Source organism: Burkholderia sp. LAS2 (genome assembly GCF_018417615.1).
Taxonomy (GTDB): Bacteria; Pseudomonadota; Gammaproteobacteria; order Burkholderiales; family Burkholderiaceae; genus Burkholderia; species Burkholderia sola.
In genome coordinates, this window is record NZ_CP071052.1 from 4,177,391 (window position 1) to 4,203,277 (window position 25,887).

Below are 25,887 nucleotides of genomic sequence, written 5' to 3' on the forward strand. Positions count from 1 at the left end.
AGGAGCGGGCCAGCGCTGCGCAAGCCCGGCCGGACAAGGCGGTGACCGAACCGGCTGGCGGCCGGAACGGGCGCGGAATGCCGGAAGTTACGAAACTGAAACATCGGCGCCGCGGCACGCGCCGGCCGCGCAACGGCGGGGCCTTGCGGAATAAGGCTGAACAATGGAGCGCGGAATTTTTACCGGCGGCGGACTGGCCGATCGACCCGGTTCGTCGCGGAAATTCGCGTGGGGGCCAACGCGAAATGTTTCATGCGCTTTACATGCCCGGCTGCGGCAAGACGCACCGCCCGTCGCTGCCGGACGCTGGACGCGGCGGCCGATCGCATGGCTATACTGCGACACCGCTTCACGCGATTTCACGCAACCTCGCGCCCCCCGCCCACGATGATCCGTACCTTCCATGCCGCCGAGCGCGCGAGACTGATCCGCTTCGGCGTGTCGGGCCTGGGCTCGACCGCGCTGCATGCGCTGATCGCCGCCGCGATGTTCGCGCTGTTCGACGCGACGCCCGTCATCGCGAACGCGACCGCGTTCGTCTGTTCGACCGCGTTCTCGTATCTCGCCAACACGCTGTGGAGTTTTTCGTCGCCGGTGACGTGGGGCAACTTCGTGCGCTTTCTCGCGGTCGCGATGGCCGGCCTCGCCGCGACGATGCTGCTGGCGCACGCAACCGACGCGCTCGGGCTCGCCCGCGCATGGAGCATCGTCGCGGTCGTGCTGTGCGTGCCGCCCGTCACGTTCGTGCTGCATCGGCTGTGGACCTATCGGTGAGCCGCGCCGCACGCATCGCGCGCGCCGCTCATCCGACCCGCTGATGCCCCGCGTCGTCCGACGGCGCGCCGTCGTGCCCGCCGCTGTCGCCATTCCCGCCGTTGCCGCCGGTGTTGTCGTGATCGTTCAGCCCGTGCTCGATCATCATCCGGTAGAGCGTCACGCGTGAAATGCCGAGTTCGGCGGCGGCCTTGTTGATCCGGTGGTCGTTGCGCAGCAGCGCGTTCTCGATCGCGGTGCGCTCGGCCAGCGACCGCGCCTGTTCGAGCGTCACCGGTTCGGTTTCCCCGGGCGTCTCGAGCCCGAGATCGTGCGGCGTCAGCAGCCGGCTCTCGGCCATCACGATCGCGCGCCGCACGCGGTTGATCAGTTCGCGCACGTTGCCGGGCCATTCGTAGCGCCGCATCGCGTCGAGCGCGGCCGACGTGAAGCCGCTGATCTTGCGACCGCTGTCGGCCTTGAATTTCTGCAGCACGTAGTGCGCGAGGATGTCGATGTCCTTGCCCCGCGCGCGCAGCGGCGGCTCGTGGATGCGCAGCACGCACAGCCGGTGATAGAGATCCGCGCGGAAGCGCCCGGCCTCGACCGCGCCGTCGAGATCGACGTGCGTGGCCGAGATGATCCGCACGTCGACCGCGATCGATTCCTGCCCGCCGAGCCGCTCGATCTTGCCTTCCTGCAGGAAGCGCAGCAGGCTCGCCTGGCTTTCGACCGGCATGTCGCCGATCTCGTCGAGAAACAGCGTGCCGCCGTTCGCCGATTCGATCCGGCCCGCGCGCCGCTGGTTCGCGCCGGTGAACGCGCCGCGTTCATAGCCGAACAGCTCCGACTGCAGCAGGTGATGCGGAATCGCGCCGCAATTGATCGCGACGAACGGCCCCTTGCCGCGGCCGGAGCGCTCGTGAATCGCGAGCGCCGTGAGTTCCTTGCCGGTGCCCGACTCGCCCGAGATGAACACGCTCGCGTCGGTCTTCGCGACCTTGCGGATCGTGCTGAACAACTGCTGCATCGCCTCGCAATTGCCGATCATCCCGTGTTCGCCGATCGACGCCGCATAGGCGGCGCCGTCGACGCGATCGAGCGCGGCCATCCCGCGCGCATGGCCGAGCACGTGCGAAATCCATTCGTACGGCAGCGGCAGCGTCACGTAGTCGAAACAATAGCTGCGGATCAGTTCGCGCACGGCGGGGCCGATCGTGATGCCGGCCTGCGCGATGGAAATCCAGCCGATTGCCGGCTGGCTCAGGCACATCTTCAGCGCGGGATAGTCGCGCGACGTGAACCCGGTGAAATCGACCAGCCCGGCGGCCACGCTCACGCCGGAGGTCATGTTCTGCGCGGCGCCGGCCGTCTTCGCGACCGCGATCTCCCAGCCGAGCCCGCGCAGTTGTGCGAGCAACGGCTCGTCGGGCGTGCGCATGATCACGAACAGCTTGCGTCCGGCCTCGGGAGCGGTGACGGACACGTCCGTCATCTCGGGCGCCGCCTGCCCGTTTGCGTCGGGTGACCTTGCAACCATCGTTGTTCCCCGCTTGGCGTTGGTATCGCGCGCCGGCTCACCGCCGCGTACGACGGACACGATCGAACCGACATATTGGCCGTATTTCCGTCCGAATAAAATCCCCCTGCGCATGAATCGCGCCGGCGGTCGACGTTGCCATGAACGGTATATCGATGCGGCCGGCCTGCGGCTGGATGGGTGTTATCCCGGAGGCGGGCACGGCGCGCGAGTGGAAAGGGCCGGCGCCGTGCGCGCACAGCCGCGCCGGCGCTGGCGCGCGGCGATTGCGCGCGACGCGGCGCACGTCTGATCGGCGTGCCGGCGCATGCGTGCGCAACCGCTCGGCCAGGCAAGCGGGCGCCCGGGCAACCGGTTCCGGTTGATTTGCGTCAATCGTCGGAAGCAGTCAGATGATGCACGCACGCAACATGCGCGGCGCCCCGCCGTGCGGCGGGTGGCCCGGTCAGCGGCCCGACGCGAGCGGCGCCGGCGCGTTCGCGCGGCCGCGGCCGGCCGGCGTGCCGCCGTGTTGGCCGTAGCGGGCGGCCAGCGCGTCGACCCGCGCGAGATGGTGGCGATTGTCGTGATCCCACGGGTGGAAGCCCGGCCGGAAAAAGCTCAGCCATTCGCCGGCGATGCGCGGGAACAGCCCGCGGCGCGGCCCGTACAGGAACGCGAGCACCCGCAGCAGGCCGCGCACGTGATGGCCGGCGCGGCGATCGCGCCACAGCAGCGTCACATGGATCAGGAACACGGTCGGCCAGAACGTCAGCGTCGTCAGCAGATACACGCCGATGCGGATCAGGTAACGGCGCAGCCCCGGCTTCATCGCGGCATTCCACACGTCGAACGACACGGCCTTGTGCTCGGTTTCCTCCAGCGCGTGCCACAGCCACATCTGCCGGTAGCCTTCGACCGAACCGGCCAGGCGCGTCGGGTCGCTCAGCAGCCAGTCGGCGAGCATCGCCGTATAGTGCTCGGCCGCCACCGTGTGCGCGAGCTGCATCGAATGCGGCAGCTTGCGCTTCAGGTAGCCGAGCACCGTCCACACGCGCTTGTCGAGCTTGCGCGCGGGCAGCCGGTTCGCCTGCATCAGCTCGTTGTATTCGACGTGCTCGCGCGTGTGCATCGCCTCCTGGCCGATGAAGCCGAGCACCTGCTGCCTCAGCACCGGATCGTCGATCCGGTCGCGATAGTGGCGCACCGAATCCATGAAGAAACGCTCGCCGGCCGGAAACAGCAGCGATAGCGCGTTGAAGAAATGGGTCACGTGCGACCCGAGGCCATGCCAGTCCTTCGCGCGGTCGACCGGCAGGTCGAAGCGCAGGTCGCGACGCACCGGCATGATGCCGGCTGCGGTGGCGGAAGCGGCTGACTTCATGTTCATCGTTCTCCTGTTGCGGAGCGGCCCGGCGCATCGTCCGACGCAGCCGGCGCAAGCCCGGGCGGCACATCGCGCGCCGCCAAATCCTGACATCGACAGATGTAAAGATAGGCCGCGCGCGCCGGCGCACGCAAGCCGCGCGGTAGATGCGCGCTTCCAAACAGGGCACGGTCGGAACGGCGTAAAAAACGGCGCGCGAGCGGCGCCCGGACAGGTCGCGATTCGAACGCGCGGGTTGGCGTACGGGTGACGCGCCGGAACCGGTTCGGCACCGCGCCGCCCGCCCGCAAGCCTCGTGTGGCGGGCGTGCCGTGGAATCCGGCAACGGTCGTGCAGCCTGCGGCAACGCGTGCCGGTCGCATCGATTCATACACTCGGCGCCCTCGCGTGGTGCAACCTCGGCGCCGCGACGCGCGAAAAATTCAAACGCGCGTTCCAATGGCGTGTCGGGCGATCCCGCGCGCGGCGCTCCGCCACGCTGGGCGATACGCTTGCCGACCCGCGTACGGCGGCGCGAAATCCGCACGCGCCGGCCCGCTGCGCGCTCGCCTACAATAGCGGTTTTACGTCACGCTCTTTCAGGAGAAATCATGTCCGTCATCACGACCGAATCGGGCCTCAAGTACGAAGACCTGACCGAAGGCACCGGCGCGGAAGCGCAAGCCGGCAAGACCGTCAGCGTCCACTACACGGGCTGGCTGACCGATGGTCAGAAATTCGATTCGAGCAAGGATCGTAACGACCCGTTCGCGTTCGTGCTGGGCGGCGGCATGGTCATCAAGGGCTGGGACGAAGGCGTGCAAGGGATGAAGGTCGGCGGCGTGCGTCGCCTGACGATTCCGCCGCAACTCGGCTACGGCCCGCGCGGCGCAGGCGGCGTGATTCCGCCGAACGCGACGCTCGTGTTCGAAGTCGAACTGCTCGACGTCTGACCCCGCATCCGGCCGCTTCCTTCGGATGGAACGCATCGCCTCCCCCGCCATCGCGCTGCGCCGCTACGCCACGTGCGAAGCGTCGGACGTGCACGACTTCCACCAGGTCGTGCTCGGCGTCGATGGCGCGATGGTGATGGCAGTGGACGGGGTCGGCCGGCGCATCGACCGGCACGCGGCCTGGCTGATTCCGGCCGGCGCGCGCCACGACTACGCGGGCCTCGGCGACAATCGCCAGCTCGTGATCGACCTGCCCGCCGCATCGCTCGCGGTGCCGCAGCGGCTGTTCGACCATGCGCGCGCCGTGTCGATCGACCCGGCGCTCACGTCGCTCGTCGCGCAGGTCGCGGCGGCCGCCGTGCAGCACGATGCGCCGGCCGGCGACGCACGGCAGGCCGCCGCGCACCGCTTCCAGTGGCAGGCCGCCGCGCGCCTGTGCGACGCGCTGCTCGACGATGCGGGCATCGCCGCGCCCGCGTCGGGCCTCGATTTCGCGCGCATCGACCGCTGGCTGCGCGCGCGGCTCGCCGATCCGCTGCGCATCGCCGATCTCGCCGCGCACTGCGGCTACGGGATGCGCCGGTTTCATCAGCTGTTCGTCGACGCGTTCGGCGAAACGCCGCATCGCTACCTGCAGCGGCTGAGGCTCGACGCAGCGGTCGTGCTGCTCGCCGACGGCCGGCATTCGCTCGTCGACATCGCGGGCAGCGTCGGTTTCGCCGATCAAAGCACGTTCACGCATGCGTTCACGAAGCGCTTCGGCGTCGCGCCGGGACGCTGGCGTGGCGGACGGCACTGAACGGCCCAGCGACGCCGGTTTTCCCGCGATAGCGGATGCGGCGCTCGCTCGCGCCGTGGCATTACGGCCGAATGAGCTTCGACCGCCGCTGTCCGTTCCGTGCGAGGCCGTACCGCGCATGAACGCGCTGCGCGTCCAGCCGATGGTCGCCGCGCACCGCGCTCACCGACGCGTCGTGCCCGCTTCGTCACCGATCTTCTTCACGATAGTCTCGGCCGCCTTCACCGGCCGGCCGTCGTCGTGCCGCAGCGCGAGCTTGCGGATCGCGCGCCCGGTGCCGCGGTCGACCAGCACCGAATGCGGCTCGCCGCGCGCGAACAGGTTGACCTCGCCCCACTGCCGCAGCATCACGATGACCGGAAACAGCCCCTCGCCCTTTTTGGTCAGCACGTACTCCTGATACGCGGTGCCGTCGGACGCCGGCACGACGTCGAACACGCCGGCGTCCACCAGCCGCTTCAGCCGGTCGGACAGGATGTTGCTCGCGACGCCGAGGCTCGCGCGGAAATCGCCGAAGCGGCGCACGCCGTCGAACGCATCGCGCACGATCAGCAACGCCCAGCGATCGCCGACGATATCGGTCGCGCGCGCCACCGGGCACGCCGAATCCGCAAGACTTTTCTGCCTGGCCATCTTCCTCTCCACAATTGCGCCGGCGCCTTCGCAGGCATGCCGACCATCCGTGCGCGGGCCTTTGGCCCGTCACCCAACAAGTTGCATTTTAAAACCACTTTCCCTACACTCCAAACAAGTTTCAAATTGCAACTCCATTGCGTGAGGCAACCATGGAGTCATCCTGCCGTTCCGGCACCGTTGCATCGAACGCGCGAACCGACGCGGTCCATCCGGCCGACGGCGGCCGCCTGTCGTCGGCGCGCGTCGCGCTCCTGGCCGTCTGCTGCGCGGCGAGCGTCGCGAACGTCTACTACGCGCAGCCGCTGCTCGATTCGATCGCGCGGGATTTCGGCGTGTCGCAGGCCGCCGTCGGCGGCGTCGTCACCGCGACGCAGCTCGGCTGCGCGCTCGCGCTGCTGTTCGTCGTGCCGCTCGGCGACTTGCTGAACCGCAAGCGCCTGATCGCCGTGCAGCTTCTGCTGCTGACCGCGGCCTGCATCGGCGTGGCTGCCGCGTCGACACGCGTCGCGCTGCTGGCCGGGATGGTCGCGGTCGGATTGCTCGGCACCGCGATGACGCAAGGGCTGATCGCGTGCGCGGCCGCGCTCGCCGGCGCAGGCGAACGCGGCCGCGTAGTGGGTGCTGCGCAGGGCGGCGTCGTGGTCGGGCTGCTGGCCGCGCGCTCGGTGGCGGGCGTCGTCACCGACATCGCCGGGTGGCGGGCCGTCTATCTCGTATCGGGTGCGCTCGCGATCGCGATGCTCGTCGTGCTGTCGCGGCTGTTGCCGGATCGGCACGCACCGCGCGAACGCATCGGTTACGCGGCGCTGCTGCGCTCGATGGTGTCGCTGCTGCGCGAAGAACGCGTGCTGCGCGTGCGCGGCACGATCGCGCTGCTGATGTTCGCGGCATTCAGCATCTTCTGGAGCGCGCTCGTGCTGCCGCTGAGCGCGCCTCCGCACGCGATGTCGCACACGCAGATCGGCGCGTTCGGCCTCGTCGGCGCGCTGGGTGCGGCGGCCGCCGCGCGCGCGGGCCGGCTCGCGGATCGCGGGCGCGGCGAAGCGACGACCGGCACCGCACTCGCGCTGCTCGCGTGCGCGTGGCTGCCGCTCGCATTCGGCACTACGTCGATTGCGCTGCTGATCGTCGGCATCGTGCTGCTCGACGTCGGCGGACAGGCCGTGCACGTCGTCAACCAGAGCATGATTCTCGGCGCGCGGCCGGACGCGCATGCGCGCCTCGTCGGCTGCTACATGCTGTTTTATTCGGCCGGCAGCGGGCTCGGTGCGATCGCGGCGACGATGATGTATGCGCGCGCCGGATGGACAGGCGTGTGCGTGCTCGGCGCGGGGGTGAGCGTGGCCGCGCTCGGCGTATGGGCCGCGACGCTGCGGCGCGCATGATGCGCACCGGTCGTGCGGATGGAATGGGAAAAGCCGGCCCGCCCCAGACGGGCGGCCGGCATGCGAACCGGCCGCGCACGCGCGCCGGTCCGGCTTTCGGTCGCGCTGCGGCTCCGCTGCGCGCCGCGAGCGTTCAGCCTGCCGCCTGAATCGCCTCTTCGTACACGCCAGCCACGCGTCGCGCGATCACCGCGTTGTCGAAATGATCGCGCGCATAGCGCTTGCACGCGACCTCGTCGGGCAACGTGATCGCCCCTGACAGCGCACCGCCGAGCCCTTCGGCGATCGCATCGGCGCCCGTCGACGGCAGCACGAGATCGTTCGACAACCCGGCGACCGCCTCCGGCAGCCCGCCGACCGGCGTCACCAGCACCGGCGTGCCGGATGCCAGCGATTCGACGGTGATCAACCCGAAGCCCTCGAGCGCGACCGTCGGCACGACGCTGACCGTCGCCGCGCGGTACAGCGCCGCGAGATGATGATCGGGCACGAAGCCGAGCAGCTTCACGTTGTCCTGCAGCCCCGCTTCGTCGATGCGCTGCTGCAGTTCCTCGCCGATCTTGCCCTTGCCGGCGATGAGCAGCAGCACGTCCGGGTGACGGCGCTTGACGATGCCGATCGCGTCGATCAGGTCCTCCAGCCCCATGCGCCGCACGAGCCGGCGCACGGCGAGCACGATCGGCCGGTCCTGCGGCAGTTGCAGCTTGTGCCGCGCCTCGGCCGGCGTGAGCGGCGTGTCGAACTGCGCGGTATCGACGCAGCCGGGAATCACGCGCACCCGCGACGGATCGATCCCGTAGCGGTGCGTCAGGATCTGGCCGAACGCCTGCGACAGCACGATCAACCGCGACGAGCGCGTATAGACGGCCTGTTCGAGATAGCGCTTCGCGCGCTGCCCGAGCGACGCGGCGCCCTCGACCTGGCTTTCGTCGGCCCACGGCCCCTGGAAGTGCGACACCTGCGGAATCCCGCGCGTCACGTCGAGGCCCGGGAACGTGTACAGCGCGAAGTGCGACGAAATCACGTCCGGCCGTTCGCTGCGGATCTCGTCGCGCAGCGCGCGCCGCGCGGCGAGCATCCGGCGCGCGAGCGGCTGCGACGCGGGCCCGAAGCCCTGGATCGCGCCGCCCGTGTCGTCGGCGACCTTCGGCGAGCCGGCGACGAGCCCGCGCACCTCGACGCCCGCGCCGGGCAGCGCGCCGACGAGCGAGTAGTACATCCGGTCGAGGCCGCCCGCGCGTTCGGGGAACCAGTGCATGCCGATCTGCAACGATTTGATCGGCCGGGAAGAGTGGGACATCACGGTTGCTCCTGCGTGATTGCATGCTCGACCCGCTCGAACGCGGACGGCTGCGTGGGTTGGCCGATGCGCCGGTAAAGCGCGACGTACTGGGCGCCCATGTGCGCCCAGCCGAAACGGGTCATCAGTTCGCGGGCCGCGTCGCCCATCGCGCGACAGGTGTCGCGCGATGCCGCGAGCGCGCCGATCGCCTGCGCGAGCGCGGCCGGATCGTCCGGATCCTCCAGCACGATCCCGCATTCGCGCGTGATGATTTCCGCGCCGCCCGCCGTGCGCGCGGTGACGACCGGCAGACCGGCCGCCATCGCCTCCAGCAGCGACAGGCTCATCGCTTCGTAGCGCGACGGAAAAACGTACGCGTCGACCGAGCGCATCAGCGTCGGCATGTTCTTCACGAGCCCGAGGAAATGCACGCGCGAATCGATGCCGAGCGCGCGCGCTTCTTCCGGATACGGGCTGCCGGGCAGATAGCCTGCCACCGCCAGATGCACGTTCGCCGGCAGCTTCGTCAGCGCCTTCAGCACGGTGCCGAGGTTCTTGCGCGGCGTGCGCAGGTCGCCGACGAACAGCAGCAGGAACGCGTCGGCCGGCAGCTTGAACGCCGCGCGATCGGCCTGCGCGCCCGCGAACGCGCTGCCGTCGACGCCGTTGTAGATCACGCTGATCTTGCCGCTGTCGATGCCGAGCCCGGCGATCTCGTCGGCCACCTTCTGCGACACCGCCGTGATCGCGCGCGAACGCTTGTACGCCCAGCGCTCGAGCACGGTATTCACACGCGTATAGACGTACTGGTAGGCCGACCACAGCCCCTTGGTGGGTCCGAACGGATAGTACGGACTCTTGAACCAGCCGCCGTGCACGAAGTGCGCGGTATTCACGTCGGCCTTGATCCACGAGATGAAGCCGTTCACGTGCAGCACGTCGTATTCGCCACGGTGCGCGCGCAGCCACGCCGCGCTTTTCAGCGCGAACACCTGCTGCTTGACGAGATTCGACGGCCAGAAGCCGCCGACCTTCACCGGCACCCAGCGCACGCGCGGATCGGCCAGCAACTCGGGCGCGACATGCGACGCGACCAGCGTGACCTCGTAGTGTTCGGCCAGCGCCGCGCGCGCGATTTCGTAATTGACGCGGCCCTGCCCGTCGTTATGTCGCACGACGTGCGTGACGATCGCGATTCTCAATGGTCGCCTCCCCGTGAACGCGCGGCGGCCAGCAGGCGTTGCGCCTTCTGCCAGTGCGCCGCGGCAAGTATCGAAAAAATGGCTGTGAACATCAGCAGGCCGCCGGTGCCGATCAGCGAGTTCGTGAATACGAGCATCGCGAAGGTCGACAGGCACAGGCTCAGGCACGCGCCGACGAACTTGTCCTGGCGCAGCTTGAACGCCGCGCGCAGCGTGCGGCCGAACAGCATCACGACGCCGGCGAGATACAGCAGCGTGCCGGGCCAGCCGAGCACGAACGGCACGTTCATCACGCCGCTGTCGAAGCTGCCGTACTTGCCGAGCTCGCCGCTGTCGCTCGACAGCTTCGTGGACGCGCCGGTCGCGCCCATCCCTTCGCCGGCGACGTCGGTGAACGCCGTCTGCGCGAAGGTCGCGTAGAACTTGTTGCGGTCGTCGTAGCTGCGGTCGTCCTTCAGGTTCGTGATCGACTGCAGGCGCGCGCCGAGCCGGTCGGCCACCGGCCCGACGGTCAAGAGCGGCACGCACAGCCCGACCAGCACGACGCCGCTGATCAGGATCCGCATCCGCACGCGGTTGCTCGATTGCACGAGCTGGATCGCGAGCGCGATCACCCAGCCGCCCCAGGTCGAGCGCACGAGACACAGCGCGAACGACACGAAACCGGCCGCGCCCGCGAACCAGCGGATCTTCTGCGGCGCGACCAGCACGAACACCAGCGCACCCATCATCGCGAACGCGAACGGCCCGGACGAATTCATCGTGCTGAACACGCGCACGCCGTACGGCACCGGCTCACCCTGCGAGCCCATCTGCGAGCCGACCATCCACAGCACGTCCCACTGCGGCATCACGAAGTACTGCACGACGCCGTACACGCCCATCACGAGCATGCCCCACATGAAGGTGGACAGCAGCACGTCGCGATACTCCGGATAGTTGCGCGCGTTCACCATGATGTGAAAGCCGATCAGGATCGGGTACAGCCAGTTCGCGAGGTCGTAGGTTGCGGCCATCACGCCGCTCGACACGATCCCGACCAGGTATGCATACACGAGCCCGAACAGGATCAGCAGCACCGGAATCCCGCGTCGCTGCGCGAGCACGCGGTAATGCCTGATGAGCCCCAGGCCGGCGATCATCGTCACCGCGAGCGGCGCGACCTGGATCAGGCTCGTCGGCGTGAACGCGCCCTTGGACCAGTCGGCCAGACGCCGCACTTCCGGGCTCAGGAACCACACCCACCACATGAAGCCGACATAGCGCGCCGGGCTCTTGAAATACAGCCAGATGCCGACCCCGATGGCCAGCACCGGGAACGCGAGCGTCAGCACCTTGCCCTGGTGGATCGCGATCAGCGCGGCGGTCAACGTCCACAGCCCGGCCTGCCCGGCCCAGTGCTTCGGTTCGGCGAACCAGCTGCGGGTGCGCGACGGCGCGCGTTCGGCGGCAATCGTACTCATCGATCCGCGCTCACTGCGACGAAGGGTGCGAATCGGCGAGCGGCATCGCGACGCCGGCCGCCGCGGGCGTGCGGCGCCGGCGCAGCATGTCGCGCGTGATCCGCACGTGCTGCTCGGCGAACGCCTGCGTGGTCAGGTCGCGCTCGCGCAGGCAGGCGGCGGCGGCCCGCGCGCAGTCGAGCGCCGCCGCCGGATCGGCGACGAAGCGATCGGCGGCCTGGCGCATCGCCTGCGCGTCGAACGCCGGCACATAGGCGGCCGTATCGTGCGGGAAGTAGTCGCTCAGGCCGCCCACGTCGGACACGATCATCGGCTTGCCGACGGCCGCCGCCTCGAGCATCACGGTGATGCCCGACGCATGGAAATTCGGCCGCAGCGGCACGACGATCACGTCGGCCCACGCGTACAGTTCGTGCTGCTTCGCGAGCCCCGACGCCGGGCCGATCTTCACGTTCGGCGCATGCCATTCGCGCGGCACGCGGCGGCGCGTCGCGAGCCGCACGTCGTAGCGTTCGTCGCCGCCGAACGCGGCGAGGAACGTGCGCCAGTCGCGATCGCGGTCGTTGCCGATCGCGGCGATCCGCAGCGGCCGGTTCGGCTGCCACTGCCGCGGCTCGACCGGCGGGAAATCCTGCGTGTTCAGCCCGTAATAAACGAACTCGGCTTCGCGCCCGAGGATGCGGCGGCACAGGTCGGCGTTGTCGCGGGCGAGCGTGGTCAGCGCGTCGGCGCGCGCGAGCAGCTTGCGGTACAGCCAGCGGCGCGGGCCGCCGAAGCTGCCCCACTTGTCGAACAGCCACACGCTCTGCGCGAGCAGCAGCGGGCGCTTGCCCTGCGCGCCGGCGAGCTTGAGGATCAGCGCGGCGGCCAGATGCTCCTGCTCGGTATGCGTCCAGATCACGTCGGTCGCGAGCAACGTCGCGCGGTTGCGCCACGCATGCACGATATCGAAGCCGAGCGCCGCCTTCAGCGCGCGGCGCGCGAGGCTCACGACGCGGTTCTCGCGGCCGTCCTGCGAATAGGTCAGCCGGAATTCGTCGGATTCGGCGTGGTGATAGCCGTACAGGCAGCCGATGTCGTCGCCTTTCCGGTAGGTACGCGGATCGGCGCCGTAGAACAGATGGACGTGAACGTTCGTTGCAGCCTTCGTGGTCATGCGAGCCCTCCGGGCATGGCCGCGCGCGAGGCGCGCAGGCCGTTCAAGACGTCACCGGCGGCATCGCCGCACGATGGGGGGCAAGATCGGTGCGACGCGCATCGCGCGCGCCGCGGCGCACCGCGCGCCAGTGCGCGAGCACGCGGGCACGCCGCGCGGTCGGCAGCGCCAGCAGCACGTGCGCAAAGCCCGGATAGACGCGTGTGCCGACCAGCGTCCACCACCACCACGCGATCTCGCGCCGTACCGGCGGCAGATGCTCCCGCAGCGTCAGTTGCAGGTTGTACGCGCCGTTGCTGATCGCGTTCAGCGACGCCGCATCGCGCCGGTCGTCGTCGAAGCGCTCGGCCGGGAAATGGTCGACCGCGATCGCCGGGTCGTACAGCAGCGTCCAGCCCGCGCGCTGCACCTCCATGCTGAACGCCATGTCGTTGTGCACCTGCGCGCCGGCGCCGCGCAGCCGCGTGTCGAAGCGCAGCCGTTCGATCGCCGCGCGGCGGTAGCTCATGTTCGCGCCTTTGAGCATGTCGACGGCGCGCGCACCGCCGACGCCAAGGTGATGATTGCCGATGATCTTGCCCGACAGCGTGAGCTGGCCAACGAGCTCGCGCGATTCGTCGAGCAAGCGGCCCTTCTCGTGCACCCAGTCGCGCCCGCCGACCGCGCCCACGCGCGGGTCGGACAGGAACGCGGCTTCGATGCGCGCGAGCCAGTCCGCGTGCGGCGCCGCATCGTCGTCGGTGATCGCGACGATGTCGCCGTTCACCGAGTCGAGCCCCTTGTTCAGCGCGGCGACCTGGCCGGCCACCTCGACCGGCACGATGCGTAGCGGCAGCGCGCCGCCGACCGCCGGATCGGCGAGCCGTTCGTGCGTGGCGTCGTCCTCCGGGCGCGCGACGACGATCACCTCGTCGGGCAGCCGCTGCTGCCGCTGCAGCGCCAGCAGGCAGCGCGCGAGGTCGGCGGGACGCCGATAGGTCGGAACGAGCACGGAAATTTTCATCAAGGATTCTCCAGTCGGCCGGGCAGGCGCCGCTCGCGCCGGCCCGGTGTCGTGAAATGCGATCAAGCGCTCAGGTATTCGTGCACGGCCGCATAGCCGCGGCCGTAGCCGCGCGCCTTCGGCGGCACGCCGTTGAAGATCCCGCCTTCCAGGTCGACCCCCGCGGTGCGCAGGCGCTTGATCGCATCGGCGATCTCGCCTTCGGTATGCATGCCCGAGCGCAGCACGAGGAACGTCGAGCCGGCCATGCGGCCGATGATGGTTGCGTCGGTCACCGCCAGCACCGGCGGCGAATCGATCAGCACGACGTCGTAGCGCTTGCCGAGCCCTTCGAGGTATTGCGGCAGGCGCGTCGACATCAGCAGCTCCGACGGATTCGGCGGGCGCGTGCCGGCCGCGATGAACGACAGGCCCTGCACCGGCGTCTCGCGGATCGCTTCCTCGAGCGGCGACTGATCGCTCAGCAGCTCGGACAGGCCCGGCTGCACGGTCAGGCCGAAGTAGCGGTCGAGCATCCCGCGGCGCATGTCGGCGTCGATCAGCAGCACGCGCTTGCCCGAATGCGCGAGCAGCACCGCGAGGTTGACCGTCAGGAAGCTCTTGCCGATGCCCGGCGTCGGGCCGGTCAGCACGATCACGCGGTTCTTCGCGTCCATCATCGCGAACTGCATCGCGGTGCGCAGGCTGCGCATGCTTTCGACGCTCAGGTCCTTCGGACGCAGGCTCGCGAGGATCGGCCGCGCACGGCTGCCGCCCTTCTCCGCGGCCGCGTCGAGCTTCACCTGCTCGGCGCTTTGCGGCACCAGCCCGTACAGCGGCAGGTTGAACGTGCGCTCGATGCGGTCCGGATCCTCGATGCCCTGGAACAGGTTGCGACGCAGGAACACGACGCCCGTGCCGAGGATCAGCCCGAGGAACACGGCGGCCGACAGGATCAGCACCTTCTTCGGCTTGACCGGCGCGCCCGGACGCAGCGCCGAGTCGATCAGGTGGATGTTGCCGCCCGTGCCGGCCTTCTGCACCGACAGCTCCTGCACGCGGTTCAGCAGCAGCACGTAGATGTCCTCGGCGACCTTCGCGTCGCGCTGCAGCTGGACGGCCTTCACCTCGGTCGCCGGCAGGCTGCGGAAGCGGTTGCTGAACTTGTCCTTCTCGCCCTGCAGCTCCGCGAGCTGCTGCTTCGCGGCGATCACCATCGGGTGCGAATCGGTGAAGCGCTGCGCGAGCGACGCGAGCTGCAGGCGCTGCGCGGCGATCTGCTGTTCGTATTGCACGCTGCCCTGGAGGTAGACCTTCGCCTCGTCGCTCGCGTTGATCGAACCCGACGTGCGCTGGTATTGCGTGAGCGCGGCTTCCGCGCGTTCGAGGTCGGCCTTCAGACGCGGCTCCTCGCCCTTCAGGAAGTCGAGCATCTTGGTCGCTTCCGCCTGCTTCGCGACCACGTGCTGGTTCAGGTACGACTGCGCGAGCGCGTTCGCGATCGCGGCGGTCTGGTCCGGGTCCTTGCCTTCCAGCGAAATCTGCACGACGCCCGTCTGCTTGCCCTGCTCGCTCACCTGGATGCCGGCCTGGAAGCCGCTGATCGCGTCGAGATCGTTGTAGCGCACCACCGTGAATTGCGTGCCGGGGCGCGCGACGAGCTTCTGCACGAGCAGCGTCACGCCGCCGCCCTGCGCCGCTTCGCCGACGCGGCCGGCCAGCAGCCGCGTGCCGTTCTCGTCGACCAGCGAATAGGTGCCGTTCGGGCCGGCCGTCAGCGTCAGCTTCTTGCCTTCGAGCGCCGGCACGACGCTGATCGAGTCGACGTCGGCGAGCTCGCCGCCCCACGCGTACGATTTCAGGCCGAGCCACGGCCGCGACGGCTCGCCCGGCGTCGCGAGGCGCGCGGCGAGGCTGCCGAGCACCGGCAGCGTCTTCGGCGCGATCGAAAAGTTCAGCTTGAACTGCTCGACGACCGGCGTGACCACGCCGCGGCTCTTGATGATCTCGATTTCCGCGTCGGTCGGCGCCTGCTGCGGGCCGCTGTTGATCGACGCGCCCGTCTGCGTCTGCGTGAGCGCCTGCGACGTGTTGTCGTTGCCCTCGACCCGCACGTGCACGTCCGCCTGGTAGACCGGCTTCGCGATGAAGCAGTAGAGGCCGGCGAGCGCGATGACCGTCACCGCGATGCCGATCAGCAGCCAGATGTCGTCCATGATCACCTGGAGCAACTGGCCGAGAACGAAGTCCTCTTCCTCGGTCTTCGCGGTCAGGTCCGCGTAGGAGTGTTTCGCTTGCGTGTTCACCATTCGTTCCCGCTTGAGTGGTGCCGGGGGGCGGACGCCGCCCCGGCGGGCTATCAGCGCGTGATTTGCCGCATGTAGAAGATCGTCTGGATCGTCGGCAGCACCTGCTGCAGCACACGGTTGAACTGCACCGAGCCGGCCGTGCTGACGTAGACGACGTCGAGCGGCTGAAGCGGGAAGCGGCTCGACAGCATCAGCGCATCGGGCTGCGTCATGTCGAGGCGGAACACTTCGGGCTTCGTCGGGTTGTCGCGCATGCCGCGCATCACGTAGATCTTGCGCGGGTTCGCATCGGTGTCGAGGATCCCGCCGCCCGCGGTCAGCGCGTCGGCGATGGTCAGCCTGCCCTTGAGCATCGGCACCGTGACCGGCGTCTTGACCTCGCCCATGATGAACACGCGGCTGTCGCTGCGATCCGGCACGTTGACGATGTCGCCCGGCTGCAGCATCACGTTCTGCTTCACCTCGCCGCGATCGAGCACGCCGTTCGCGTCGAGCGTGTACAGCTTGCCGTCGCGCGTCAGGCGCACGCGCTGCAGGTCGGCTTCGGCGGTCGAGCCGCCGGAGCGCGAGATCGCGTCGACGAGCGTGAGCGGCACGTCGCTCACCGCGAGCGGGCCCGGCTGCTTCACCTCGCCCGTCACCTGCACCTTCTGGCTGCGGAACGACAGCACGCGCACGTCGAGCTGCGGATTCTTCACGTAGCGCGACAGGCTGGACGCCATCTCGTCGCGGATCTGCGCGACCGTCTTGCCCGCCACGCGAATGCGGCCGACGAACGGGAAGAAGATCGTGCCGTCGGCGGCAACCGTCTGGCCGTACGGATCGGCCTGGCCCGGCAGCGCGGTCGTATACGGCTGCTGCAACGCGCCCGCGACCGATTGCGTCGTGTTGCCGCCGCTCGAGAACGACTGGCCCTGCGGCGTCGTCAGCTCCGGGTGGTCCCACACGGTGACGCCGAGGATGTCCTGCGGGCCGACGCGATACGTGTACTGCGACGGATCGGTATAGCGCCCGGGCGGCAGCGGATGATCGACCTGTGCTTTCTGCAGCTGGTCCATCACCACTTTGGCGTCGATGTAATGAACCGGATAGGTTTCGGCCGCTTCCTGCCGGCCTTCGTCCTTCAGGTTCGACGAGTCGAGGTAGTTGCCGGGCGCGGTTGCACAGGCTGACAGGAAAGTCGTCAGCGCGACGGCAAGCGCCACCGGGCGCATCGGGCGTTTCAGCATAGTTTCTGTAGCCATCCTTGAACCAGACGTTCGATCAGTGAGTAGCTCTCGCGGTAGTCGGCCTCGGGGCCGCCGTGCGGGTCCGCGATCTCGGCCCCTTCCCACTTGCCGAGCAGGTGGACCTTGCCGCGTGCGAACGGATCGACCGCTTCGACGGCCGCGATCTGTCGGCGCTCGCTGACGAGAATCAGGTCGGCGTCGCGCACGATCCGGCGCGACAGCCGCCGCGAGCGATGGGTCGTCGCATCGACGCCCCGCTCGGCCAGCAGTTGCCGCATCACCGGATCGATGCCGTCGCCGTCGTTCGCGTGGACGCCGGCCGAATGAAACGTCGGACGCGGGCCGCCGCGCGACGCGGCGTGCGACTTGAACAGCATTTCCGCCGCCGGGCTGCGGCAGACGTTCGCGTGGCAGACGATCAGGATGTTCCGGAACATGGCGTCTCGTAACGAGTGACGAAAAACGGGTTACGCGCTCGCGCGCGCGGCGCCCGGCACGCGCGCGGCGACGGCCTGGCGCGAGCCCGGCCGGCCGATCGGGTGGTACTCGATGCCCTGCTCGCTCATCGTCTCCGGCTCGTACAGGTTGCGGCCGTCGAAGATCACGGGCGCCTTCCACAGGCGGCCGAGCGCGACGAAGTCGGGGCTCTTGAACGCCTTCCATTCGGTGACGATCACGAGCGCGTCGGCGTCGCGCGCAGCCTGCGCCTCGTCGTCGACGAACGACAGGCGCTCGAGCCAGCTCGGGTGATCGGCGAGATCGAGCGCGAGCACGCGGCGCGCTTCCTGCTGCGCGACCGGGTCGTACGCGGCGACGCGCGCGCCGCGCGACAGCAGCTCGGCGATCAGCTCGCGGCTCGGCGCCTCGCGCATGTCGTCGGTGTTCGGCTTGAAGGCCAGGCCCCACAGCGCGAACGTGCGGCCGCTCAGGTCCTCGCCGAAACGCGCGACGATCTTGTCGGCGAGCACGCGCTTTTGCGTCGCGTTGACCGACGACACGGCCTTCAGGATCTGCAGCGACTGGCCGTGCTCGTCAGCCGTGCGGATCAGCGCCTCGACGTCCTTCGGGAAGCACGAGCCGCCGTAGCCGCAGCCGGCGTACAGGAAGTGGTAGCCGATGCGCGGATCGGAGCCGATCCCGCGGCGCACGGCCTCGATGTCCGCGCCGAAGCGGTCGGCGAGGTTCGCCAGCTCGTTCATGAACGAGATGCGCGTCGCGAGCATCGCGTTCGCCGCGTATTTCGTGAACTCGGCCGAGCGCACGTCCATGTACAGCGTGCGCTCGTGATTGCGGTTGAATGGCGCGTAGAGCTTCTTCATCAGCTCGCGGGCGCGCTCGCCCGGCACGTCGTCGTCGCAGCCGATCACGATGCGGTCCGGCCGCGTGAAATCGTCGACAGCCGCGCCTTCCTTCAGGAATTCCGGATTCGACACGACCGAGAACATCTGGTCGCCGCCGCGCTTCGCGAGCTCCTCGGCAACCGCCGCGCGCACGCGCTCGGCCGTGCCGACCGGCACCGTCGACTTGTCGACGATCACCTTGAAGCCGGTCATGTAGCGGCCGATGTTGCGCGCCGCCGCGAGCACGTATTGCAGGTCGGCCGAGCCGTCCTCGTCGGGCGGCGTGCCGACCGCGATGAACTGCACGTCGCCGTGCGCGACCGCGGCCTCGACGTCGGTCGAGAAGCGCAGGCGGCCGGCCGAGCGGTTGCGCGCGATCACTTCCTTCAGGCCCGGCTCGTGGATCGGCACGCCGCCGTTGTTCAGGATGTCGATCTTTGCCTGGTCGACGTCGAGACAGAACACGTCGTGCCCGATGTCGGCGAGACAGGCGCCGGTGACAAGCCCTACGTAACCGCTGCCGATGATAGTCAGATTCATGATGTGTCGGACCCCTTGACCAATGATTCGAAATTCGGAAAACCCGAATGCCTGTGCGACGCAGCGCGTCGGTGTCAGTACGCGTTGCTGCCGGTGAAGCCTTTCCACAGCGTCAGCACGACGATCTTGATGTCGAGCCAGAACGACCAGTTCTGCATGTAGTACAGGTCGAGCTTCACGCGGCCCATCATCTTCTCGATCTGGTCGGTCTCGCCGCGATAGCCGTTGATCTGCGCCCACCCGGTGATGCCGGGCTTGATCCGGTAGCGGAACATGTAGCCCTTGACCAGATCCTTGTAGATGTCGTCGTGCGCGAGCGCATGCGGGCGCGGGCCGACCACCGACATCTCGCCCTTCAGCACGTTGATGAACTGCGGCAGCTCGTCGAGGCTCGTGCGCCGCAGGAACCGGCCGACCGGCGTCACGCGCGAGTCGTTCTTGGTCGCCTGCGTGACCTGCCCGGCCACTTCCTGGTGCACCTTCATCGAGCGAAACTTGTAGATCTCGAACTCGTGCCCGTCGATGCCCTTGCGCTTCTGCCGAAAGAACACCGGCCCGCGCGAGGTCAGCTTGATCAGCGCCGCGATCAGCACCATCACCGGCGCGAGCGCGGCGAGCGCCGCCAGCGCGAACAGCCGGTCGAACACGAACTTCGGCAGGATCCGCACGTCGGTGATCGGCGACGCCGCGAGGTTGATCGCCGGCACGCCGAGCACCTCGACCACTTCCTGGTTGAAGAACGACAGCGTGCGCACGTCCGGGATGAAGCGGATGTTCACGAAGTCGTGGCGGAACACCGTCACGATCTGGTGAATCCGGCGCTCCTCCGTGATCGGCAGCGTGAGCCACAGCTCGCTGATCGCGCGGCTGCGCACCAGCCACACCAGCGATTCGAACTGCCGCTCGATGCGCACGTCGTCGAGCGCGACTTCGCCCGGCGCCTCGCTTTCGTCGTACACGCACACCGGGTTGAAGCCGGCTTCCGGCCGCGCCCGCATCTGCGCGATCAGCCGCCGCGCCGCCGGCGTGCCGCCGACGATCGCGACCGCCTTCAGGTTGTAGCCGCCGCGGCGCAACTGCCGCAGCACGACGTGCACGCAGGTCTTCGAGCCGGCGAGCAGCGCCATCGTCACGAGCGCCCAGTAGCCGAGCCACAGCCGCGACAGGTCGCCCGACTGGTGAAAACTGAAACTCATCAGGATGCCCGCGAGCTCGACCGCGAGCCACGCGAACGCCACGCGCACCACCAGCCCGACGAGACGCTTGCCGCGCCACGACTGGTAGATGCCGATGGCCGGAAAGAACACGACGACCAGCAGGCAGTCGAACAGCACCGTCGTGCGCTGCAGGTCGCTGAGCCCGATGCTGCCGTCGTGCAACGCGGCCGCGATCAGCGCGCCCGTCACGACCATCGCGATATCGATGACTCTCGCCAGCACGCTCAACATGTCTGTTTCCTCTTCTTTGAACAGGCGTTTGCCGAACAGCGCCTTGCGCGACCCGTGCCGCACATTCGATTCAAACGTTGCATGACGCTATTGAAGCGACAAGAAAATTCATCCTCAAGCGCACAAGTATTTCGAAAAATAATCGGAAATTCTTGCCGCGATCTTTTTTAATTAAATCGGCAGGATTTCCCGAATCGGGCTCGATCGGGGATTTTTTCTGAATCTTTACGCTTTCCGCTCGCCCTTTGCGGGCGGGCGCGGCAGGCTGGCGCCGGGAATTATTTTTTATTTTTTTATTTGCGGCCGGTGCTACCGCGGAAAGTTCTTCCAGATGACGGCGCGGCGGATATCCGGCATTGGGTCCGGTTTTATTGTCGATTTACTTCATGCTACAACGACAGGCACTGACTTCAACCGTGGAGAGTGTCATCATGAATGCTCCGGCAGTGGTCGCCGAAACGCGCCATTCTTCTTCCGCCGCACCCGCCGTCGGCACGCCCGCCGTCGGTACCCGCCTCGCCGTGCAGCCCGTGATTCTCGCCGGCGGTTCCGGCACGCGCCTGTGGCCGATGTCGCGCGAGCGCTTTCCGAAACAGCTGATCGGCCTGCTCGGCGATCATTCGCTGCTGCAGTCCACCGCACTGCGCCTCGACGGCCTGATCGCCGATCACCCGCTGAACGACGACGTGCTGATCGTGTGCGGCGAGGATCACCGCTTCACGACCGCCGAACAGCTGCGCCTGACGGCCAAGCACGCGACCATCATGCTCGAGCCGCTCGGCCGCGACACCGCGCCCGCGCTGACGCTCGCCGCGTTGCGGCTCGTCGCCGGCGGCAACGACGCGGTGATGACCGTGATGCCCGCCGACCATGCGGTCGCGGACGTGCCGCGCTTTCACGCGGCCGTCGCGGCCGGCGTGCACTGCGCGGCGCAAGGCAAGATCGCGACGATGGGCATCGTGCCGAAGCACGCGGAAACCGGCTACGGCTATATCCGCGTCGGCGCGCCGCTCGGCGACGCCGGCACGGGCGGCCTCGACGTACGCCGCCTCGACCGTTTCGTCGAGAAGCCGCATCTCGAACTCGCGCAGCAGTACGTCGCGTCGGGCGAATACTGGTGGAACAGCGGGATCTTCATCGTGCGCGCGTCGGTCTGGCTCAAGGCGATCCGGCAGCTCGAACCCGAGATCTACGCGGCCTGCGAACAGGCGGTCGCACAGGGCAAGGAAGACGGCGATTTCTTCCGCGTCGATCGCGATGCGTTCGCCGCGTCGCCGTCGAACTCGATCGACTACGCGGTGATGGAACCGCTCGCGAGCCTGCCGCAACTGTGCGAAAGCGTCGTCGTGCCGCTCGACGCGGGCTGGTCGGACGTCGGCTCGTGGGACGCGATCTGGCAGATCTCGCCGAAGGACGACGCCGGGAACGTCGGCCGCGGGCACGTGTTGTTCGAAGGCGCCGACTCGACGTTCGCGCATTCGGAAAGCCGGCTCGTCGCGTGCGTTGGCACGCAGAACCTGGTCGTCGTCGAAACGCCCGACGCCGTGCTCGTCGCGGATAAATCGCGCGTGCAGGACGTGAAGAAGATCGTCGGGCACATCAAGGCGCGACAAGGCACCGAAGCGACCGATCACCGCAAGGTGCATCGTCCGTGGGGCCACTACGACTCGGTCGACACGGGCGAGCGCTTCCAGGTGAAACGCATCGTCGTGAAGCCGGGCGCGCAACTGTCGCTGCAGATGCACCACCACCGCGCCGAACACTGGATCGTCGTGCGCGGCACCGCGCGCATCACGCGCGGCGACGAAACGTTCCTGCTGTCCGAAAACGAATCGACGTACATTCCGCTCGGCGTGTCGCACCGCCTGGAAAACCCGGGCAAGATGCCGCTCGAGCTGATCGAGGTGCAATCAGGGGCGTATCTCGGCGAGGACGACATCGTCCGCTTCGACGATACCTACGGCCGGCAGTAACGCGTCATGCAACACAGGGCGCCGCTTCGCGCGGCGCCCTAAGCAGACATGGAGACACGGGACTTCCGCGCGGGCGTCGTGGCACACGACGGCCCGCGCGTGACACGGCAACGGCGATCAGCCCACGCGGTACGCGTACTCGCGACGCTCCGCCTGCACGGGATCGTTGCGGCTTTCCGACAACGCGCCCGCGCGACGCTCGGCGATGAAGCGCTTGATGTCCGATTCCGCGCGCGCCAGCGCCGACAAGCCGGCCAGCACTTCGCCCTGCGGCTCGCGCGCCGGTGCGTCGCTCGCACCGTGGCGATCGATCCACTGGCGCGCCCAGTCGAGCGCGTACTGCTCGGCCGCCTCGGCGTCGGTGAAGCGCGGGCCGATCAGGCCCGAGCGTTCGACCCGACGGTCGTCCTGCGAGATCTCGGCCCACGCGCGATACATCAGGTTCTGCACGGGCTGCGCGATGCCGCTGATCGTATAGCCGCGATACTCGTCGACCTGCGGCTCGGCCGCGGCGCAGCTCGCGGCCGACGCCCGCGCATGCCGCAACTCCGCGGCCGGCGCACCGGGCACGGTAAACGACACGTCGGCGCGGCCGTCCATCGGGTCGTCCGCCATCGCGCTCAGCGACGCACCCTCGCCCTGCCAAACGTTTGCCTGCGCGCCTGGCAATTGCCACGACTCGGGGTTCTGCCAGAACACGCCGCGCAGACGGTCGTTGTCGGGCGCGGGCTCCGCGCGGCGGGCCGGCACGACGGCCTCCGGCGGCGGCGGAATATACGCGAACGTGCGCCCGCTGAACTGGGTCAGCACGTCGATCATCTTCAGCAGCGTGCCGTTCGCGAGCCACTCCTCGTAGCGACGGCGGCACGTCGGCCCGGACGGATAGCGGCCGGGCAGCTTGGACCAGGCTTCGCCGGTCGTCAGGATCCAGAGCACCGCGTTCGCGACGACGCGCGGTTCGGCACGTGGACGCCCACGACGGTTCAGCCTGATGGGTTCATCGGCGATCAGCGCTGAAAGGCGAAACCACTCTTCATCGTTAAGCTCATCGAAGAACATAGTCAATCTCTCCACGCAGCCAGGCCGGGGCTGCGATTGGCGGCGCCGTCACGACACATCGCGTCGCGGGGCGGCCAGGTTGCACATTATGGTTATCCGGCGTTGTGCATACCGGGCGACACCGCACTTTCACGGTGCCGCGATTCCCGGCAATGGCGCACAAATCGCGGTCTCACTCCAATGTGGGAATTTTTGTGCACGAAGCATACCATCCTCAGGGTTTATCTCAATATGACAATGACTTAATGTTACGCACTGAAACAACCTGCCATCGGCGAGCAATCCATTTACGCTTGAATTTTTTTGCGGGATCTTTATGCCGATGGCTGCAAAGGCCCGTCTGGCGGGGCTCCGCAGCGTCTGAAGAATGCGCTGAAACGGGCAGTTTCCGCCTGCTCCGACCCTAGCCGGCAAGCTCTTCCGGAAGGGTTACGGGGAATCGGTAAATCAGGGAAAAATTCGTAACAAGTTATTCACGAATCGGTAAATCATTCAATTTGACCTGAATCAAATTATCTCGATGCACAATCTTTTTATTGTTTCGCTGCGAGGAATGAAAATACGCTGACGCGGCGCGCCCACTCTGTCCCCGCATGCAAATCCGTCACGCTTGTTACATTTTCGCCGCAACCGGCAAGCGGCCGCGCCGCAGGGCTGCGACGCGGCTGTTTCGGGTCCGAACGGAAAGGGGGAAGCCGGCTTGCGCGGCTCGCGACGACGGCGGCGCTAGCGCAGATCGCCTGCCAGCGACGCGGTCACGTCCGCGTCGATGCGCTGCGCGGGCATCGTGTAGGCCGGATGATCGCAGCCGATCGACAGCGCCGCCCCGCCCTTGAGCGCCGCGCGCATCGGCGCATCGAACTCGAAGCGGACGAAGTGCACGGCCGACGTCTTCTCCGCGTTGTCGCGCTCGAGATCCTCGTCGGCGATCGCGTAGACGCTCGCGTGCCCGTCGACCCGCAGGTACACGCGATCCTCGACACCGATCAGCCGCGCGAGCGCCGCGCGCCGTTCGATCTCGTGCTCGTACTCGATCTGCATCGTCGCCTTCAGGTTGGTGCCGTCGGGCACCAGCGGCAGATACGCTTCCAGTTCCCCTTCGATGCCGGCTTCGTCGAAGATCTTCTCGATATGCAGCATCTCGTGGATCTGATAACGGATCGTCGTCTCGTCCTCGAACAGAAAACGCAGGTGGTTGCCGAGCGCCACCGCGCGGCGGCGCTTGTACGCGACGAGTCGCGCGTGTTCGGCCTTGCGGATCTTCGCGTACGCTTCGAGCGTCAGCAGGGAGTCGCGGGTCAGCGTCATCAGTTGCTCCGAGAAACCCCGTCCTTCAGGACGGGGAGGAAAGGCGTGCTGTTGACAGGCAGCTTCTTCCACGGGTTAGGATCACCGGCATGATCCTTGTCTACCGCTACCGGGTGAAATCGCTCAACGGACTGCTCAACAAGCAGAGCCGTGCGGTGAACTACGTCTGGAACTTCTGCACCGACACGCAGAAGCACGCGCTCAAGTGGGGCAAGAAGTGGCCGACAGGATTCGACCTGAACGTGCTGACGACCGGCAGCAGCAAGGAACTCGGCATTCACTCCGGCACGGTCAACGCGATGTGCGAGCAATACGCGAAGTCGCGCAGTCAGCACCGACGCCCCTACCTGCGCTATCGCGGCAGGAAATCGCTGGGTTGGGTGCCGCTGAAGGGGCGTGACCTGAAGCGCGAGGGGGACGCGTTTCGCTTTGCCGGCAATACTTTTCGGGTGTTTAACAGTCGACCGCTTCCCGAAGGCAAGATCAAGGATGGGACCAACTTTGCACAGGATGCGCGCGGCAACTGGTTTCTCAACATCGTGATCGAGATGCCGGATGTTCAGGCTCGTCCGATCCGTTCTGGTGTCGGCATCGATCTCGGCCTGAAAGACTTCGCCACACTTTCGACCGGCGAGAAACTGCCCAATGACCAGTTCGGTCGACGCGCGGCGGAAAAGCTGGCGAAAGCGCAGCGAGCACGAAAGCACAAGCGACATATCGCGAAGCTGCACGCCAAGGTCGCGAATGCGCGTGCCGACTTCCAGCATAAGCTCGCGCTCGATCTGGTGCGGCGTTTCGATTACATCGCGGTCGGCAACGTGTCGGCAACCAAACTCGCCAGGACCAGGATGGCGAAAAGCGTCTACGACGCGTCCTGGTCGTCCTTCCGAAACAAGCTCCGTTACAAAGCGATGGCGCACGGGGCCACGTTCGAGGAAGTCGACGAAAGCGGTTCGACCCAGTCCTGTTCGGCGTGCGGATCGAAAGACAGCACGACGCGGCCGAAAGGTATCGCGGGACTGCGAATAAGAGAGTGGGCCTGCAGTGACTGTGGTGCCGAGCATGATCGAGATACCAACGCTGCGTTGAACATTCTCCGATGCGGACGTGCATCGCCAGGTGTGGGAATCCTTCCCTTTAGGGAGAGGAGGACGTCAAGGGTGTCCTCGTGATGGCCGGCCGCCG

21 protein-coding genes are annotated in these 25,887 nt (G+C 67.8%); 6 read left to right on the forward strand and 15 right to left on the reverse strand.

All coding sequences use genetic code 11. The features are described from left to right. The first annotated feature begins 387 nt into the window (after positions 1-387). On the forward strand, positions 388-774 hold the full coding sequence (locus JYG37_RS19195; RefSeq protein ID WP_089489124.1) for a GtrA family protein: 387 nt from the start codon (positions 388-390) through the stop codon (positions 772-774). Positions 775-802: 28 nt separating this feature from the next. Here JYG37_RS19195 and JYG37_RS19200 read toward each other — a convergent pair whose 3' ends face one another. Both JYG37_RS19200 and JYG37_RS19205 read right to left on the reverse strand, forming a co-directional pair. Further along, complete coding sequence (locus tag JYG37_RS19200; RefSeq protein ID WP_050017964.1) at positions 803-2,293, reverse strand: sigma-54 dependent transcriptional regulator; 1,491 nt, start codon at positions 2,291-2,293, stop codon at positions 803-805. Between the two features lie 445 nt (positions 2,294-2,738). Next, positions 2,739-3,656: a metal-dependent hydrolase gene (locus JYG37_RS19205; protein ID WP_050017978.1), complete on the reverse strand. Its 918-nt coding sequence runs from the start codon at positions 3,654-3,656 to the stop codon at positions 2,739-2,741. A gap of 593 nt (positions 3,657-4,249) precedes the next feature. On the opposite strand from JYG37_RS19205, the gene JYG37_RS19210 reads away from it, so the two are divergent. Next, positions 4,250-4,591 (forward strand): FKBP-type peptidyl-prolyl cis-trans isomerase, encoded by a 342-nt coding sequence (locus JYG37_RS19210; protein WP_006479474.1) that lies wholly within the window; start codon positions 4,250-4,252, stop codon positions 4,589-4,591. Between the two features lie 25 nt (positions 4,592-4,616). Beyond that, complete coding sequence (locus JYG37_RS19215) at positions 4,617-5,390, forward strand: helix-turn-helix transcriptional regulator (protein WP_213345725.1); 774 nt, start codon at positions 4,617-4,619, stop codon at positions 5,388-5,390. A gap of 162 nt (positions 5,391-5,552) precedes the next feature. Here the strand turns inward: JYG37_RS19215 and JYG37_RS19220 are convergent, their stop codons facing one another. After that, the gene (locus JYG37_RS19220; protein WP_050017962.1) at positions 5,553-6,023 is read right to left on the reverse strand and encodes a winged helix-turn-helix transcriptional regulator; all 471 of its coding nucleotides are present in this window, start codon (positions 6,021-6,023) and stop codon (positions 5,553-5,555) included. Positions 6,024-6,175: 152 nt separating this feature from the next. Between JYG37_RS19220 and JYG37_RS19225 the strand changes: the two genes are divergently transcribed. After that, positions 6,176-7,411, forward strand: a complete 1,236-nt coding sequence (locus JYG37_RS19225; protein ID WP_213345726.1) for an MFS transporter — start codon at positions 6,176-6,178, stop codon at positions 7,409-7,411. Positions 7,412-7,544: 133 nt separating this feature from the next. Here JYG37_RS19225 and JYG37_RS19230 read toward each other — a convergent pair whose 3' ends face one another. The 10 genes from JYG37_RS19230 to JYG37_RS19275 all read right to left on the reverse strand — a co-directional run bounded on the left by JYG37_RS19230 (position 7,545) and on the right by JYG37_RS19275 (position 20,362). Continuing rightward, positions 7,545-8,711: a glycosyltransferase family 4 protein gene (locus tag JYG37_RS19230; protein WP_050017960.1), complete on the reverse strand. Its 1,167-nt coding sequence runs from the start codon at positions 8,709-8,711 to the stop codon at positions 7,545-7,547. Then, positions 8,711-9,895, reverse strand: coding sequence for a glycosyltransferase family 4 protein (locus tag JYG37_RS19235; RefSeq protein ID WP_050017959.1), 1,185 nt, complete (start codon positions 9,893-9,895; stop codon positions 8,711-8,713). The genes JYG37_RS19230 and JYG37_RS19235 overlap by 1 nt, the downstream gene beginning before the upstream one ends. Next, entirely contained in the window at positions 9,892-11,358 is a 1,467-nt protein-coding gene (locus tag JYG37_RS19240; RefSeq protein WP_050017958.1) for an O-antigen ligase family protein, read from the reverse strand. The genes JYG37_RS19235 and JYG37_RS19240 overlap by 4 nt, the downstream gene beginning before the upstream one ends. 10 nt (positions 11,359-11,368) lie before the next feature. Beyond that, positions 11,369-12,514, reverse strand: a complete 1,146-nt coding sequence (locus JYG37_RS19245) for a glycosyltransferase family 4 protein (RefSeq protein WP_050017957.1) — start codon at positions 12,512-12,514, stop codon at positions 11,369-11,371. 43 nt (positions 12,515-12,557) lie between these two features. After that, on the reverse strand, positions 12,558-13,517 hold the full coding sequence (locus tag JYG37_RS19250; protein WP_089489122.1) for a glycosyltransferase family 2 protein: 960 nt from the start codon (positions 13,515-13,517) through the stop codon (positions 12,558-12,560). 62 nt (positions 13,518-13,579) lie between these two features. Then, positions 13,580-15,805, reverse strand: a complete 2,226-nt coding sequence (locus tag JYG37_RS19255; RefSeq protein WP_050017955.1) for a polysaccharide biosynthesis tyrosine autokinase — start codon at positions 15,803-15,805, stop codon at positions 13,580-13,582. Between the two features lie 50 nt (positions 15,806-15,855). Beyond that, complete coding sequence (locus tag JYG37_RS19260) at positions 15,856-17,034, reverse strand: polysaccharide biosynthesis/export family protein (RefSeq protein ID WP_050017954.1); 1,179 nt, start codon at positions 17,032-17,034, stop codon at positions 15,856-15,858. Beyond that, positions 17,028-17,471, reverse strand: coding sequence for a low molecular weight protein-tyrosine-phosphatase (locus JYG37_RS19265; protein ID WP_006482944.1), 444 nt, complete (start codon positions 17,469-17,471; stop codon positions 17,028-17,030). The genes JYG37_RS19260 and JYG37_RS19265 overlap by 7 nt, the downstream gene beginning before the upstream one ends. A gap of 30 nt (positions 17,472-17,501) precedes the next feature. Next, positions 17,502-18,914: a UDP-glucose dehydrogenase family protein gene (locus JYG37_RS19270; RefSeq protein ID WP_050017953.1), complete on the reverse strand. Its 1,413-nt coding sequence runs from the start codon at positions 18,912-18,914 to the stop codon at positions 17,502-17,504. Between the two features lie 74 nt (positions 18,915-18,988). Continuing rightward, a complete protein-coding gene (locus JYG37_RS19275; protein ID WP_050017977.1) occupies positions 18,989-20,362 on the reverse strand; it encodes an undecaprenyl-phosphate glucose phosphotransferase in 1,374 nt (457 codons plus the stop codon). Between the two features lie 431 nt (positions 20,363-20,793). Here JYG37_RS19275 and JYG37_RS19280 point away from each other — a divergent pair, with 431 nt between their 5' ends. Then, entirely contained in the window at positions 20,794-22,335 is a 1,542-nt protein-coding gene (locus tag JYG37_RS19280; protein ID WP_124553952.1) for a mannose-1-phosphate guanylyltransferase/mannose-6-phosphate isomerase, read from the forward strand. 117 nt (positions 22,336-22,452) lie between these two features. Here the strand turns inward: JYG37_RS19280 and JYG37_RS19285 are convergent, their stop codons facing one another. Together JYG37_RS19285 and JYG37_RS19290 are read right to left on the reverse strand one after the other, a co-directional pair. Beyond that, a complete protein-coding gene (locus JYG37_RS19285) occupies positions 22,453-23,394 on the reverse strand; it encodes a DUF6566 family protein (RefSeq protein ID WP_213345727.1) in 942 nt (313 codons plus the stop codon). 726 nt (positions 23,395-24,120) lie between these two features. Further along, complete coding sequence (locus JYG37_RS19290; protein WP_050017950.1) at positions 24,121-24,702, reverse strand: DUF3501 family protein; 582 nt, start codon at positions 24,700-24,702, stop codon at positions 24,121-24,123. A gap of 89 nt (positions 24,703-24,791) precedes the next feature. Here JYG37_RS19290 and JYG37_RS19295 point away from each other — a divergent pair, with 89 nt between their 5' ends. Continuing rightward, entirely contained in the window at positions 24,792-25,874 is a 1,083-nt protein-coding gene (locus JYG37_RS19295; protein ID WP_213345728.1) for an RNA-guided endonuclease InsQ/TnpB family protein, read from the forward strand. Positions 25,875-25,887: the final 13 nt, after the last annotated feature.

Bases quoted from the DNA above. Each gene is read 5' to 3' on its own strand.
- JYG37_RS19195 (WP_089489124.1), top strand. From the start codon at position 388: ATGATCCGTACCTTCCATGCCGCCGAGCGCGCGAGACTGATCCGCTTC.
- JYG37_RS19200 (WP_050017964.1), bottom strand. From the start codon at position 2,293: ATGGTTGCAAGGTCACCCGACGCAAACGGGCAGGCGGCGCCCGAGATG.
- JYG37_RS19205 (WP_050017978.1), bottom strand. From the start codon at position 3,656: ATGAAGTCAGCCGCTTCCGCCACCGCAGCCGGCATCATGCCGGTGCGT.
- JYG37_RS19210 (WP_006479474.1), top strand. From the start codon at position 4,250: ATGTCCGTCATCACGACCGAATCGGGCCTCAAGTACGAAGACCTGACC.
- JYG37_RS19215 (WP_213345725.1), top strand. From the start codon at position 4,617: ATGGAACGCATCGCCTCCCCCGCCATCGCGCTGCGCCGCTACGCCACG.
- JYG37_RS19220 (WP_050017962.1), bottom strand. From the start codon at position 6,023: ATGGCCAGGCAGAAAAGTCTTGCGGATTCGGCGTGCCCGGTGGCGCGC.
- JYG37_RS19225 (WP_213345726.1), top strand. From the start codon at position 6,176: ATGGAGTCATCCTGCCGTTCCGGCACCGTTGCATCGAACGCGCGAACC.
- JYG37_RS19230 (WP_050017960.1), bottom strand. From the start codon at position 8,711: ATGTCCCACTCTTCCCGGCCGATCAAATCGTTGCAGATCGGCATGCAC.
- JYG37_RS19240 (WP_050017958.1), bottom strand. From the start codon at position 11,358: ATGAGTACGATTGCCGCCGAACGCGCGCCGTCGCGCACCCGCAGCTGG.
- JYG37_RS19245 (WP_050017957.1), bottom strand. From the start codon at position 12,514: ATGACCACGAAGGCTGCAACGAACGTTCACGTCCATCTGTTCTACGGC.
- JYG37_RS19250 (WP_089489122.1), bottom strand. From the start codon at position 13,517: ATGAAAATTTCCGTGCTCGTTCCGACCTATCGGCGTCCCGCCGACCTC.
- JYG37_RS19255 (WP_050017955.1), bottom strand. From the start codon at position 15,805: ATGGTGAACACGCAAGCGAAACACTCCTACGCGGACCTGACCGCGAAG.
- JYG37_RS19260 (WP_050017954.1), bottom strand. From the start codon at position 17,034: ATGCTGAAACGCCCGATGCGCCCGGTGGCGCTTGCCGTCGCGCTGACG.
- JYG37_RS19265 (WP_006482944.1), bottom strand. From the start codon at position 17,471: ATGTTCCGGAACATCCTGATCGTCTGCCACGCGAACGTCTGCCGCAGC.
- JYG37_RS19270 (WP_050017953.1), bottom strand. From the start codon at position 18,914: ATGAATCTGACTATCATCGGCAGCGGTTACGTAGGGCTTGTCACCGGC.
- JYG37_RS19275 (WP_050017977.1), bottom strand. From the start codon at position 20,362: ATGTTGAGCGTGCTGGCGAGAGTCATCGATATCGCGATGGTCGTGACG.
- JYG37_RS19280 (WP_124553952.1), top strand. From the start codon at position 20,794: ATGAATGCTCCGGCAGTGGTCGCCGAAACGCGCCATTCTTCTTCCGCC.
- JYG37_RS19285 (WP_213345727.1), bottom strand. From the start codon at position 23,394: ATGTTCTTCGATGAGCTTAACGATGAAGAGTGGTTTCGCCTTTCAGCG.
- JYG37_RS19290 (WP_050017950.1), bottom strand. From the start codon at position 24,702: ATGACGCTGACCCGCGACTCCCTGCTGACGCTCGAAGCGTACGCGAAG.
- JYG37_RS19295 (WP_213345728.1), top strand. From the start codon at position 24,792: ATGATCCTTGTCTACCGCTACCGGGTGAAATCGCTCAACGGACTGCTC.